Annotated in this window: 13 protein-coding genes; 9 read left to right on the top strand and 4 right to left on the bottom strand. The window is 40.6% G+C overall.

Features of this window, described 5'->3' with window-relative positions; all coding sequences use genetic code 11:
• Nucleotides 1-82: 82 nt before the first annotated feature.
• Nucleotides 83-310 (bottom strand): hypothetical protein, encoded by a 228-nt coding sequence (locus tag QUB80_RS02320; protein ID WP_289787871.1) that lies wholly within the window; start codon nt 308-310, stop codon nt 83-85.
• A 157-nt stretch (nt 311-467) separates the two neighbouring features.
• On the opposite strand from QUB80_RS02320, the gene QUB80_RS02315 reads away from it, so the two are divergent.
• The 3 genes from QUB80_RS02315 (at nt 468) to QUB80_RS02305 (ending at nt 2,999) form a co-directional block, all read left to right on the top strand.
• Nucleotides 468-770 carry a hypothetical protein gene (locus QUB80_RS02315; RefSeq protein WP_289787870.1) on the top strand — a complete coding sequence of 101 codons (303 nt, stop codon included), beginning with the start codon at nt 468-470 and terminating at the stop codon, nt 768-770.
• Nucleotides 771-806: 36 nt separating this feature from the next.
• Nucleotides 807-1,157 carry a type I restriction endonuclease subunit R gene (locus QUB80_RS02310; protein WP_289787869.1) on the top strand — a complete coding sequence of 117 codons (351 nt, stop codon included), beginning with the start codon at nt 807-809 and terminating at the stop codon, nt 1,155-1,157.
• A gap of 156 nt (nt 1,158-1,313) precedes the next feature.
• Complete coding sequence (locus QUB80_RS02305; RefSeq protein ID WP_289787868.1) at nt 1,314-2,999, top strand: glycosyltransferase family 39 protein; 1,686 nt, start codon at nt 1,314-1,316, stop codon at nt 2,997-2,999.
• Between the two features lies 1 nt (nt 3,000).
• Here the strand turns inward: QUB80_RS02305 and QUB80_RS02300 are convergent, their stop codons facing one another.
• Nucleotides 3,001-4,341 (bottom strand): SCP2 sterol-binding domain-containing protein, encoded by a 1,341-nt coding sequence (locus QUB80_RS02300; protein ID WP_289787867.1) that lies wholly within the window; start codon nt 4,339-4,341, stop codon nt 3,001-3,003.
• A gap of 179 nt (nt 4,342-4,520) precedes the next feature.
• Nucleotides 4,521-4,979 (bottom strand): MarR family winged helix-turn-helix transcriptional regulator, encoded by a 459-nt coding sequence (locus QUB80_RS02295; protein WP_289787866.1) that lies wholly within the window; start codon nt 4,977-4,979, stop codon nt 4,521-4,523.
• 129 nt (nt 4,980-5,108) lie between these two features.
• Here QUB80_RS02295 and QUB80_RS02290 point away from each other — a divergent pair, with 129 nt between their 5' ends.
• Both QUB80_RS02290 and QUB80_RS02285 read left to right on the top strand, forming a co-directional pair.
• Complete coding sequence (locus QUB80_RS02290; RefSeq protein ID WP_289787865.1) at nt 5,109-6,563, top strand: sugar ABC transporter substrate-binding protein; 1,455 nt, start codon at nt 5,109-5,111, stop codon at nt 6,561-6,563.
• Nucleotides 6,564-6,690: 127 nt separating this feature from the next.
• Nucleotides 6,691-9,237, top strand: a complete 2,547-nt coding sequence (locus QUB80_RS02285; protein WP_289787864.1) for a hybrid sensor histidine kinase/response regulator — start codon at nt 6,691-6,693, stop codon at nt 9,235-9,237.
• 37 nt (nt 9,238-9,274) lie between these two features.
• Here QUB80_RS02285 and QUB80_RS02280 read toward each other — a convergent pair whose 3' ends face one another.
• Nucleotides 9,275-10,357 carry a RuBisCO accumulation factor 1 gene (locus tag QUB80_RS02280; RefSeq protein ID WP_289787863.1) on the bottom strand — a complete coding sequence of 361 codons (1,083 nt, stop codon included), beginning with the start codon at nt 10,355-10,357 and terminating at the stop codon, nt 9,275-9,277.
• A 99-nt stretch (nt 10,358-10,456) separates the two neighbouring features.
• Here QUB80_RS02280 and QUB80_RS02275 point away from each other — a divergent pair, with 99 nt between their 5' ends.
• The 4 genes from QUB80_RS02275 (at nt 10,457) to ubiE (ending at nt 13,697) form a co-directional block, all read left to right on the top strand.
• Nucleotides 10,457-10,582 (top strand): hypothetical protein, encoded by a 126-nt coding sequence (locus tag QUB80_RS02275; protein ID WP_289787862.1) that lies wholly within the window; start codon nt 10,457-10,459, stop codon nt 10,580-10,582.
• A gap of 365 nt (nt 10,583-10,947) precedes the next feature.
• Nucleotides 10,948-11,250: a hypothetical protein gene (locus tag QUB80_RS02270; protein WP_289787861.1), complete on the top strand. Its 303-nt coding sequence runs from the start codon at nt 10,948-10,950 to the stop codon at nt 11,248-11,250.
• Nucleotides 11,251-11,888: 638 nt separating this feature from the next.
• Nucleotides 11,889-12,851 carry a response regulator gene (locus QUB80_RS02265; RefSeq protein WP_289787860.1) on the top strand — a complete coding sequence of 321 codons (963 nt, stop codon included), beginning with the start codon at nt 11,889-11,891 and terminating at the stop codon, nt 12,849-12,851.
• A gap of 153 nt (nt 12,852-13,004) precedes the next feature.
• Nucleotides 13,005-13,697 (top strand): bifunctional demethylmenaquinone methyltransferase/2-methoxy-6-polyprenyl-1,4-benzoquinol methylase UbiE, encoded by a 693-nt coding sequence (gene ubiE, locus QUB80_RS02260; protein ID WP_289787859.1) that lies wholly within the window; start codon nt 13,005-13,007, stop codon nt 13,695-13,697.
• The last annotated feature ends 58 nt before the right edge of the window (nt 13,698-13,755 follow it).

Genomic DNA, 13,755 nt, shown 5'->3' with positions numbered 1-13,755 from the left:
ATTGACACAAATATTTTAATTAGTGCTGCCCTGAGTCCAGATGGAACAGCCCGTAAAGCACTCAATAAAGCCTATAAACAATTCAAAAATTCCCTTTCATTACTAAAGCCATTGAGACTTTAGCGAAAAAAGGTAAAACCATAGACATTACCACCAAAGATAAACGCTTTGCCGTCATCGTTGATGAAGCCCACGGCTCCCAAACCGGAGAAACCGCCACAGAACTCCGCAAAATTCTCAATAAAGATGGTATCGAATCAGCGATCGCCGCCCAACTCCTAGAAGATGAACTTGAGGAAGACGATCTCACTGATGAGGCTAAACAACAACTCCTCAAAGAACAACTCACCCGCACCAAACAACCAAAGCTCAGTTATTTTGCCTTTAGCGCTACCCCCAAACACAAAACTCTACTTGTATTTGATGAAGCAGGGGAGAATGGTAAAGTCCCTTTCCATCTCTACACGATGCGCCAAGCGATTGAGGAAGGCTATATTAAAGACGTTTTGGCAAATTACACCTGCTACGAACGCTATTACGAACTTGTCCGTATCTCAGAAGATAACCCTGACTTACCCCGTCGCCAAGCAGCCAAGGCGATCGCCCGATTTTTCGAACTCCACCCCCACAACATCGCCCAAAAAGTTGAAATCATCATTGAACATTTCCGCAACCATACCCACCACAAAATTGGGGAAAGAGCCAAAGCAATGGTTGTCACCCGTTTCCGCGAACACGCCGTTAAATACAAACTCGCCTTCGATCAATAATATTAAACAAAAAGGCTATAGCGACCATTACGAGGTGTGATCGCACTCGGAACTCGGCAGCTAGATAAAGAAGTCCCCTTATCCGCGCTGATTGACTCCCTGAACGAACGTTTTGGTACTAACTTCACTCCAGCCGATCAACTGTTTTTCGAGCAAATTACCAAAACAGCGATCGCTAATGACTCCATCAAACAAGCCGCTCAAGTCAATACAAAAGAAAACTTTGCCCCAGTTCTAGAAAAGCATATTGAAAATCTATTTATCGAACGCATGGAAGGTAATGAAAAAATCTTTATGCAAGTGATGAACAATGAAGAATTTAAAGCAATTGTGTTTGAAAAATTACTATCTAGTATTTATGAAAGTATCAAAAGTGAGAATTTATGACTAGCACTTGGCACATTGCCAGCGAATTTATGTACTAAATCCAAATTTGGTGTTGAGACGAGATGCGGGAATCGTTAAACCAAGAAAGCAAGAAAATGTTGTTTTGTTATTTAGTGAAGCGATAAGATATCTGATTAAAACCGCTTCTACTGACAAATGATAAATCACAGTTTTTATCTACATTATTTAGGTTTAACCGGAGTCATCGCCCTCGGTATCATCCTGCGCTTTTACAATTTGGACTTAAAACCTCTGTGGATGGATGAAATTATTACTGCCATCTTCAGCTTGGGTAAAAATTACCATGACTTGCCTTTAGACGTAGTCTTGCCTATAGAAAAATTACAGGAGATTTTTATTTATCAACCAGGCAAAAGTTGTGCTCAAATAGCTCAAAATCTTGCTAATCAGTCTACTCATCCGCCGTTGTTTTTTTGCTGGATGTACAGTTGGCTAGGTTTGTTCGCTCCTCTAGGAGAGAATTGGATCTTTAAATTGCGATCGCTACCTGCTCTGTTTGGTGTGGGTGCGATCGCGGCTATTTATTGTCTCAATCGTCTTGCTTTTTCTAAAGCGGCTGGATTAACAGCAGCAATGTTAATGGCAGTCTCGCCTTTTACTGTTTACCTTTCCCAAGAAGCAAGGCACTACACTTTACCCATGCTATTAATCACTTTGTCATTACTGGGTTTAATACAAATTCAATTAGATATTTTTCAACGTCAACAAATTAGATTTTGGATTTGGTTAAGTTGGACAATTATTAATATTATTGGTCTTTATGTCCACTACTTTTTTATTCTTGCTTTAATTGCAGAATTTGGAATATTATTAGTTTTATTGTGCCTGTATAGGACAAATATTACAAATCAATTGCAAGTTTGGTTAGCAACAATTTTATCTATTAGTACAGTTACACTGAGCTTTTTGCCCTGGTTGCCAGTGATATTAAGAGATTATCATCGTCCTGAAACTAATTGGCTCTATCCTCCAAATCACATTGCCCCTTTCTATCAAACCTTGCTGAACTGGATACTAATGGTAATTGCTCTACCTGTTGAAAGACAACCTCTTGCGATCGCTATCCTATCAGGAGTATCCATGCTTTGTTTTGGAATTTGGCTGGGGTGGCAAGTTTGGCAAGGATTAAAGCAACTATGGTGTAAATCGACAACTCATTTAGCTACACTTACACTTTTAAGTTTTTTCGTTGTAATTTTATTAGAATTTTTTGCTATTGCCTATTTTTTAGAAAAAGATATTACAGCTATTCCTCGCTATAGTTTTGTTTACTATCCCAGCTTCTGCTCTCTTGTTGCTGCCAGCCTCATAATAATTAAAAAAGTAAAATTAAAATTTACTGTTTTTTTTGTAAGTTTTATCAGTTGCATTTTTGTGATTTATAACTTAGTTTTTCTCAAACCATTTACACCTGAACAAGTCGCTCAAACCATGAACCAAAACCCCTCTACACCACTGATGGTTGTGGTGGGATATGGAAATTATCAGGATGTAGCATTGGGATTGAGTTTTGCCTTAGCATTAAAAACAGTCAGGAATGGGAAAGAGAAAGTATCCAAATCTCATATCCCATTTTCGTCTACTCATTTTGCTTTTTTCCAAAAATCACCTGATTTTCAATCTATATGGGCAAAGCTTTCTCAATTGTCTAATCTAACCACTTCTAACCTCAATTTATGGGTTGTTGCTCCAGGAATTAAACGCCGTGATTATCCACAACAAGTGCTACTTTCACAATCTAATATTTGCACTATAGATGCCAAACAGCATTATCGTGTTGGCGTTCCCTATCAACTTTATCGGTGTGGTGAGAAATTTTAGATCAGGATGGAAAGCACTTGCCGAAAGCTTGAAGTAATCGGAGTGAACCTTTAATGCGAATCTTCCTTCGCAGCAATGCCCAGATTATGTTTTGCTCCTTGGCTAGAAAGCGAAGCCAATTATCACTATCAGCAGTGATACGAATATCTGCATTGCCAATATACCCATCATGAACCTGTATTTTCTTATCTCTGATAATCACTGTTGCCCTGCATTCCTCTGCACCTGTGAATGTGAAGTGGTAAGTTGCATCTAAACCTTCTGATTGGTTTCTTTGAAAGGTTAGCGGTAAACCACGCAGGAATCCGCGAATTGAACTTGGCTGCAATCCATTTCTAATTCTTTTTACTTTTTTATGAGGAAACCGACGTTTTACATGGGCTTCAGCATCAGAACCAGGAACAACATAGATAGTTTCCTCTTTATTCTCTAAAGGCTTAACTACTTCTTGAATAAAGTCTTTACGATTTGCCAAAAACGCACCAATCACATCTTCTCCTGCCGGGCAAACAGCCATGCAGTAAGCAGCTTTATAGTTTGCTCCAAAAGAAAGGCTTTGCCACATTGATGCTGATTCAGCACTACTCGCTTTTTGACGGTAATTTCGAGCACTATTGCTTTCAGCAATATTTTCTACCCAATCTGTGAATCCTCCCATGAATTCCCGATAATTATGGGTGTAGCAAGCTGAGAAGTTAAAGTGTCCATCTGTACCAATTGCTCCCACTGGACAGGCTGTGACGCATAATTTACACTCCAAGCAAGGATTATAGTCGATAGGTTGGTTATATGCGGTTACTTCCTTATCTATTAAAATTGTCCCCAACAAGATGAAGTTGCCAAACTTAGGATGAATGACGTTACGGTGAATTCCCATGTGTCCTAAGCCTGCTGCCACCGCCACAGGTTTGTGGGAAATTACCCAGACTTTACCGGGGAAGCGATCCATCTCCATCGGGAAACCCATTGCCGGATTTAAGGCTCGTACACCCCGTTGCTCAAGAGCAGCGACAATCTCACGGGCAACATGATTAACTTCATCACCTGTACTGTGAAATTCTACGTTGGCAACAGAACGCGCCGGGCTGCGAACATTCTCTCTGTTCATCCGACACACGAAGCTAATCAGGGTTTTTGTCGGAGGAAAGGCAGTTAGGATATCCTGGCGTTGGTTGGCAATCTGCGATCGCTCAATCTCGACAAAACCCACATCATCTGCCCCAGCCCCTAAACAAAGATTGCGTAACCACTCAGCATCAATCACAGAAGTAGACTTGGAATCATTGCTCTGTGCTTGTTCGCGAAAACGTCTCACTGTCGGATGGTGATCGAATTTTGGCATATATATTCATCCTGTGAAAACAAAGTTTAAGGGAAATAGACAGGACTTACGCAGGAGTTATGGAAAATAAACAAACCGCAGAGTACGCGGAGAACACTGAGGAAGGAGGATTTTAGAGGGGTTTTGCGTAAGTGCTAATAGAGAAAAAAGAGTGTGTATACACTTATCAAGCAAAAAAATTAGCTTTTTTGGAGGGTGGAAACGGTATCAGACAAACTTTTTAACAATATGCTCCATCTTTGTTGTCCTAATTTCTCTACCACAAGAGTTTGCGCCTCCTCCCACAAGGGCAGTGCGTTTTCTAAAGCGGCATTACCTTCGGCTGTTAAACTTACAACCCGCATTCGTTGATCTTTACCAGGCTCTATCTGGATCAATCCCTGTCTTTCTAATGGCTTGAGGTTGCGTGTCAGTGTAGTTCGATCCATGACTAATTCTTGTGCAAGGCGTGTGATTGGTGCCGAGCCAACTATGCTGATAGCAGCGAGAAGTGTAAACTGATTCACTAACAATCCACTTGGTTGTAGTACTTCATCAAAAATTTGCGTCACAACGCGCGATGCTTTGCGCAGATTAAAGCAGGTACAAGTAGCGGCGACTTTTTTACATAAAGCTAACTGAGTATTTTGGTCTTGCATAACAATCAGTGTATATACACTCTTTTTCCCTGTCAAGTGTTTGATGTGGAATTAGCGTCGCTGGGTTAGTTTAGCGCTAAGAGGCATTAAATAGGGTATCTACTTATATAGAATGTGAGTTCTATATCTATGTTATTCAAAATAAGAATCGGTCAAATTGCTCAAAACCTTAGGAGTTTGCGAAGAATTAAGCAAACTTATAAGGATGTGCTAATAGCATTAATACTCTGCTTCATAATTATTGCCTGTACTAGCACCTCTAAATTAGAACCGTCCTCACTCACCCAATTGTCTAATGACAATATAGTGTTGAAGATTTGGTGGGATAAAGGCTTTACTTTAGAAGAGGATGAAGCACTCCAACAACTTGTGAAGCACTGGGAGCAAAAAACTGGTAACAAAATCAAGCTTTCTTTCTATAATGATGACGAGCTGGCACAGAAAGCACAAAGGGCGCTTCGAGCGGGTGTTCCGCCCGATTTGATGATAAGTTTAATAGCTGAAAGGCAGTTGAATCCGCGTCTTGCTTGGGCTGGCAAACTAGCAGATCTCTCGGATGTAATTGAACCAGTCAAAAGTTTTTATTCTAAGGCTGTACTGGAAGCCGTTCATTTGTATAACAATGTAGATAAAAAGCGGAGCTACTATGCTATTCCGATTCACCAAGCAACTATTCAAATATTTTACTGGCGGGATTTAATCAAACAAGTTGGTCGTCAAGAAAGCGACATTCCTAAAGATTGGGTTGGCTTTTGGGAATTCTGGAAACAAGTACAGGTTGATCTGCGAAAACAGCAAAAAAAGGAGATTTACGGGCTAGGCTTTCCTTTTTCCATCGGAGCTTCAGATACTTACTACTTGTTTGAGCAGATTTTAGAGGCATACGATGTTCAGATTCTAGACACTAAAGGTCAATTGCGCATTGACGATCCTAAAGTCCGTCAAGGTATTATCGATAGCCTAGACTGGTATGCCAAATTTTATCAAGAGGATTATGTACCACCAGAAGCAGTGAAATGGTTAAATCCAGACAATAATCGCAACTTGCTTAACCGTGTTGTGGTTATGACACCCAATCCTACACTCTCAATTCCTAGCGCTGTACGCGAAGATGCTGATACTTATCGCAACAAGCTAGGCACTATAGTTTTTCCTCACAAACCTAATGCCAGTTCAATGCGTCATTTAGTCACTCTTAAAGAAGTAGTTTTGTTTGCTCAGTCTCAGAACCAGAAGATAGCCAAAGACTTTCTTACCTATTTAATACAACCAGAGATAATGGGAGATTATCTGAAAGCTGCTGGAGGTAGGAATTTTCCAGTACTCAAACCAATTTGGAAAGATCCTTTTTGGACTAATCCTGCCGATCCGCATATTTCGACTGTTGCTAAAACATTAACTCATGGTCAAACACGCCTATTTTATAGTACTCAGAGCCCAGCTTATAGCCTAGTTTTGGAGGAGAACGTTTGGGGCAAAGCTCTCAATCGGATAATTGCAGATGGTTTATCTCCAGAACAAGCAGCTAATGAGGTAATTGTGCAGATCAAACAAATTTTTGACAAGTGGCAGCAAGCTATATAAAAGTCAAAAATTAAAAGATAGATTTAACAATCTAGAAAATTATCTTTTCTTGTGTCAAAAAATCAACAGCCTGCGTAAAGATAAAAAAAGCGATAAATCTTCAGTGGGAACAAAGCGCTCATAGTTTATGAAGTTTTGGAACCAATACTTTACCAATAATGTTACTCGTTCCTTCTTACTCCTATCCCTAGTGAGTGTTGCTGTAGTGGGAGGAGTTGCCTTCTTTAAAGCAAGAGAGGCTTTAAAACAAGCTGCTTTCAATCGACTGAGTGTGACTGCAACGCTCAAAGAGGAAGAAATCACCCGTTGGTTTGAAGATCAACAGCGAGATTTTTTACTTGTGACTCAGTTACCAGACGTACAATCGAATGTGAGCAAACTCCTGAGTCAAACAAAATCTGATACAGATTATCAAGTTGCTTACAGGGTTCTCTCTCAGTACTTAGTTAGGGTAAATCGCCTCAAACCCAACCTGAGGGAGATTTTTGTTCTTAATCGTAGTAATCGAGTAATTTTATCTATTAACAAAATACACGAAGGTCAGTATGAACCTTTAGGTAACGTTACTTACGTTGAAAAGATTGAGCTGGGAGATGCCTTTGCTCCCATTTTTTATGTTTCGCCTATCACTGGCAAGCCATCAGTCACCTTGGCAACGCCTTTGCGCGATGTAACAGGAGAACACAAGGGTATAATTCTAGCTCACCTAAATTTAGACCGAATCGATCGCATTGTCCGAGAACGTACAGGCTTAGGTAAAAGTGGCGAAACTTACTTAGTTGGCTCGATGGTGACGAGAAATACTTTTATTTCCAAAGAGAATGACAACAGGCGAGAATTTGCCGAAGGAGTTAGCAGCCAAGGCATTAATGCAGCAATGAGTGGAGTAAGTGGTTACGGTCTTTATTTTAACTATGCGAAAGTGCCAGTGATTGGAGTATATCGCTGGCTTAATGACCAAGACCTTGCCTTATTAGTGGAAATGCATCAAGAAGAAGCTTTTTCTCCGGCTCGCCAACTAGCAGGGACAATTGTGGCAGTAGGATTGATATCAGTAGTATTTCTATTTATTGGTGTAAATTGGCTGACACAGCAGTTGAAAATCTCGCGCGAGCAGTTAGAGAATTACAGCCACAAACTAGAAATGAAAGCTCAGGAAGCCGAAGCTGCTAATCGTTCTAAAAGCGAATTTTTAGCAAATATGAGCCACGAATTACGCACACCATTGAATGCCATTCTTGGCTTTGCTCAACTTATGGAGCGAGATCCTGTTCTCACTCCAAAGCAATCTGAATTTTTAGCTACCATTAACCGTAGTGGCAAACACCTGCTGGGTTTAATTAACGACGTTTTGGAGATGTCTAAAATTGAGGCAGGACGTGTTGCTCTTAAGCCCGTACCTTTCAATTTAAGAACTTTTTTACAAACTTTGCAGGAAATGTTTTTGGTGCGAACTGAAGCAAAACAGTTATCGCTGCAGTTTGAGCTTGCACCTGACTTACCTGAGTTTATCGTTACTGATGAAGGTAAATTACGGCAAATTATAATCAACCTCTTGAGTAATGCTGTTAAATTCACTTCTGCTGGGGGAGTGACGCTGCGAGCAAAGTTAGGTACTGGGTACTGGGGACTAGGGACACTTGAAGAGGACACGGGGAATAATTCTCCCCCACTCCCCCCCTCTCCCCCTTTCCCTTTCCTCTTTTTCGAGGTTGAAGACACTGGATGTGGGATTGCACCAGAAGAAATGAAAGATTTATTTAAACCGTTTGTGCAAACCAGCAGTGGTGTCCAAATCAAGGAAGGTACTGGGCTGGGGCTGGCTATTAGCCGCCAGTTTGTACAGTTGATGGGAGGCGAACTCCGTTGCAGCAGTACTTTTGGGCAGGGAACGATTTTTAGTTTTGATGTACAAGTCCAAATAGCTAAATTACCAGAACAAGTCCCTCAAACAACTCCAAGACGAGTTCTCCAGCTTGCTTTTAATCAACCAGCATACCGAATTCTTGTAGTTGATGACCATCAAGAAAATCGGGAACTGCTAGTGCAACTGTTGCAAAGCGTTGGTTTTGATACTTGCAGTGCAATTGATGGACAAGAAGCTGTCACCATTTGGCAGCAGTGGCATCCCCATCTGATTTGGATGGATATGCGAATGCCCTTGATGGATGGCTATCAATCTACCAAGCAGATTAAGGCAATGGAGAGGAATCAACAAGATGGGGATAACTTACCCGCCGTGTCTTCTTCCCGCACGATCATCATCGCTCTGACTGCCAGTGCCTTTGAAGAACAGCGAGCCAACATCCTAGCTGTAGGTTGTGATGATTTTGTTCGCAAACCTTTCCAAGAGCAGATTATCTTTGAGAAAATAGCTAAACATTTAGGGGTTAAGTATATTTATACCCAACAGCAGGAGAGCAAAAAAACACAGGAATATAACAGTAACTTAACATTAGAAAACAAGCTCAAGTCAGAAGATTTGATAGTGATGCCCTCCTCTTGGAGAGAACAAATGTGCCAAGCAGCCTTAGAAGTTGACGCTGATAAGATTGTTCAACTGATTGAGTTAATTCCCAAAACTCATTCTGCCCTGGCAGACAAACTCACAAAGCTTGTACGTAATTTTTGCTTTGATGAAATTCTTGAACTAACCCAGGGAGAATGTGAATAAGAGAATAAAGTTTATCACTAAGTATCTTGAGCTTTAACTATTCATCAATTTGCCAAGCATCCTTAGTTACTTCCTCATCTACAATTCTCTTCGGTCGTACAATCACGATAATTCGTCCTAATAAAGGAACTTCTGGTTCTGTTTCAAACCACTGAAAATCTAAATCCCCAGAATTATTCACCACAAAGTAGCTAATTGCATCCCATCGCCGTTGAGCGCGATCAATAACTACCATTACTGGTTCTACAGTATTTTGTGTTTGGTTTGGTAGGCGATCGCTATTACACAAAATCACTACCGGATCTTCTGCACCCAATACCAGCTGCCAACCAGGTAAAGGAACCCAGGCTTGTTCTCCAGCAAATTTAACCATGCGAAATGGCCCAATTTCTTCTGCTAAAGGAACCGCTTGTAAATCTTGTGGTGTTAATGGCAACTCACCTACCACTGGTACAAGGCGAGGCATTTCTTCCTCTGATTCCGGTCTATACATTGGTAAACTTGGTGCAGGTTTCTTAGGAACAACCGTAAAATCTGTTAATAGTTGTTCTATTTGCTGCCTAGCAGTTTGCGTGTGTGCAAATTTTAAACCCTTGGCAATCAGACGCGATCGCACTTGCAGATCTGAGTTTTGTCGAGCAAGTTTCCAGCATTGATAAGCAACCGCATCACCGGGATGACTGGAAAAACCTTGTGGCAACTCACGGAAACGAGAGAAATCTTTAATTGCCTTTGCTACTTCTCGCGCCTCAAGCGCGTCAAGTTTGTTTTGCCAGGTGAGTGTGGCTGCTGCTGCACGTTCTTGTTGGTTAAGCAAGCGCAACTCGTACAAAATATCACTTCCTCGCTGGGAATAATGCGAGAGCACCTCTTGTGATGTTCCTTCCTTTTCTAAAGAATTGTAAACTTGCGAACCGACAATAACCTGATTTTGTTGGGATGGCTCAAAGCCTGTAGCTTCAAAAATCGTTTGGGGATTATAACCGGCTTTTTGTAAGTGAACGCAAGCTTGTCCCCATTCCACCCAGTTGCCTTGTTTTTGTCGTAATTTTCGCAGCAACTCTTGGGCGACATTGTCATTTTCTACAGGATTATGAGCGTTGGGTGGTAGGTCAGTCATAAGCGATTAGCAAATTTCCAAAAAAGGCTATTCATACTTGAGCACCAAGTATCTATTTTAGGTCTGGTGCTGCACTGACACTCATAGATTTTAAAGAAAATGGGAAGAGTTAAGCTCATCCCCCGACTGAAGTCTGGGGGATTTCGCGGGCATCGGGAATTGGGAATTGGGCATTGGCCAATGCATGAATGCCCCTTGCCCCAAGACGACGGACGACGATTCTGAGCGCCCCTTAAAGGAACAGGCTTCCCCGTCGTCTTTTGGTGAAGTTAGAACTTAGTATGAACGTGAGTGTTTAACACTGACACACGTTAGATATTGATTCTCAGCCTATGTTCTGAGGGAAAGTTAAATATAATTACTCTGTGCAACTATGCTCAATACTCCAGTGCGATCTCATTTCGAGAAGCTTGCGCGTCTACGCATCCAGAGTTTTTTTAAATATGCCTACCAAAAGAGTTATATATAAACACGCTTTGCCGCTTTAATCTCAGCATAATGGTGCTTGATTAGAGAAAAATGTGAATGTTTTAATGCGAGTTGTAGTTTTTGTAAGCTAATAATTTTCGTACTTATTGGAATTTCAAGTCATGAAAAATACATTATTTGATAAAATCTTCCGTGACAGTGATGGCAACATTGTTGTAGCTCAGATGCCAAATCTACCAATTATTGTTTGGTTCACAGCTAGTTTACTTAAGCTGGTATTTACAACAAGCGAAATTAATACAGTATTAGACGTACTAGCATATGGCTCTTTGTTTACTTGGGCATGGCTGGAATTATTTCAAGGCGTCAATTATTTTCGCAGAGCATTAGGTTTAGTCGTACTTGTTGGTGTTATCGCCTCAAGAACCGTTGGTATTGATGCACTTGGAAACTTCGCTTTTTGATGTGAAGGAATGACGTTGAGAAGGTTATCACAGTGCGATGCCTTCACTTAAACTCAAAAACCCAGTCTTGTGACTGGGCTTGAGCAGGGTATATCCCCGCGCTTTATTTATAGAGATTAGTTATAAGTTTATAAGTTGCTTATCTAGTTATTGCTACAACGGTGGATTGAGTAGTTTCGGAAAATTTGTAAATTTCCTACATTTGGAAACACAGGTAGTCCATTGTAGATACTTGTACAGACTTAAGCAACCACTGTTTATGAACGAAAAGTGAAAAATATATTGAGTTTTCAAGAGAACTTAAGATGCGATCGCCTAGTTGGGATAGAGCGCAAAGCATATACTGCGATCGCTTAAAAGGGAATAGGAAAGGAATACAGCAATTTTACCTGTATTGAAAAATGGCTAAATATTTATGCGTAGGTACTTATCATTAACCAAAAATAAAAAGTTATTTTTTGTTTTAAATCTAAGTAATTACACGTAGAACAAAAAAGTTATAATCGTCAGATTTTCTGATTTTAACTTTAATATATAGACATTATAAAAATGGTTTTCAGCCACATACCGATTAGACAAACCTGAGATATTTTAGTATAAATTGGAACTAATTTCTTATTGCATACAGAAATTATCTTATGGATCATCCCATTTCCGAATTAGATAAAGTACGCCTTCAATTGATGACTCTGGATAGACCAAAAAAACAAAAAATATTGGTAGTTGATGATGAACCAGATAATTTGGATCTGCTGTATCGTACTTTCCGACGAGATTTTCATGTTCTCAAAGCAGATAGTGGGATGAATGCTCTGCAAGTATTAGCAGCAGAAGGGGAAGTAGCAGTTATTATCTCCGATCAACGAATGCCAGAAATGAAGGGAACTGAGTTTTTAAGCAAAACTGTACCTCAGTTTCCCAACACAGTCAGAATTATTCTCACTGGTTTTACAGATATTGAAGACTTAGTTGAAGCGATTAATGCTGGACAAGTCTATAAGTACATTACCAAACCGTGGGATCCAGGCGAACTGAAGGCTGTTGTCCAAAGAGCGGCTGAAACTTATGATTTGCTCAACCAGCGAACGGAAGAATTGCGTCGTGCTAATGCCCATATGGCGTTACTTGCAATTTTAGTGCAGGTTGCTGAGGATAATTCTAGTTTAGAGGTGACTTTAAACTCAATTGCCAAGGCTTTTGGTGAAAGTTTCGCTGCCGATGGAGCGATTTTGCAACTTGTGGAGGGTAGTAATCTAGTTGCCACTGAAGGTAATTACAGTTGTACGGGTTCTGTAGAAAACTGGCTAGCTCACGATCCTCTCACCAGTGCAGCGATCGCTACTGGGCAAATGCAAGTCTCAGTCAACGTTCCTCAAGACGATAAATTGGCTGGTGTTACTCACTACTCCAATACTGGTGTAGAAGCGCATCTAATTATCCCAATTACCTCCGCAGGTAAGGTGTTAGCAGTATTGTCCCTACAATGGAAAAAACCCTGCACTTTACGAGAAGATGAACTCAAACTAATTCATCTATCAGCACAACTAGTGGCGATCATACTTAGTTCAGTTCATTATCATCAAACAGTTCACGCTGCATAACCCAATACAGTTCTATAAAATAAAGCCTGCGGAGGCAGGCTTTGTATGTATAGCTCCAGGCTTAAGCCTGTGAGCTATAGTCTATAGTCTAAAGTAGTTGACTCTTGAACCTTAACCCTTGACTATTGACTATTGACTACTAATTAATGACTAATGGCTAACGAAATTCGCAACATCTTTGATCGTATCGCTCCTGTTTACGACCAATTGAACGATTGGTTAAGCTTAGGACAACACCGGATTTGGAAAGAAATGACGGTCAAATGGAGCGAAGCAAAAGTAGGAGATACTTGCTTGGATTTGTGTTGCGGCAGTGGCGATCTAGCTTTTCGGCTGGCTCGGCGTGTAAAAGCAACTGGAAAAGTATACGGCGTGGATTTTTCACCTGGGCTGTTAGAAATTGCTCAGATGCGCTCTCAATCTCAGTATCCCTCTTTTGCGATCGCTTGGGTAGAAGCCGATGTTCTGGATTTACCCTTTGAGAATAATCAATTTGATGCTGCGACGATGGGTTATGGTTTACGAAATGTAACAGATATTCCTCGCTGTTTAAAAGAATTACACCGGGTTCTGAAAATAGGTGCGAAAGCTGCAATTTTAGACTTTCATCGTCCCACAGATTCGACAGCTAGAGCTTTTCAGCAGTGGTATTTGGGCAATCTTGTAGTGCCGATTGCCGAACAAATGGGTTTAAAGGAAGAATACGCCTATATCAGTCCTAGCTTAGATCGGTTTCCTACAGGCAAAAATCAAGTAGAAATAGCTCTAAAAGTTGGTTTTACAACTGCCACACATTACCCCATTGCGAACGGTATGATGGGAGTGCTGGTGGTAAATAAAGCCTAATAGTTATTAGTTATTAGTTCTTACCTAATGACTAATGACTCTTGACTAATGACTAATG

This window comes from Chlorogloeopsis sp. ULAP01, from assembly GCF_030381805.1.
Classification (GTDB): domain Bacteria; phylum Cyanobacteriota; class Cyanobacteriia; order Cyanobacteriales; family Nostocaceae; genus Chlorogloeopsis.
The sequence above is the reverse complement of the archived record's forward strand: the minus strand, read 5'-3'. Positions and strand labels throughout refer to the sequence as shown.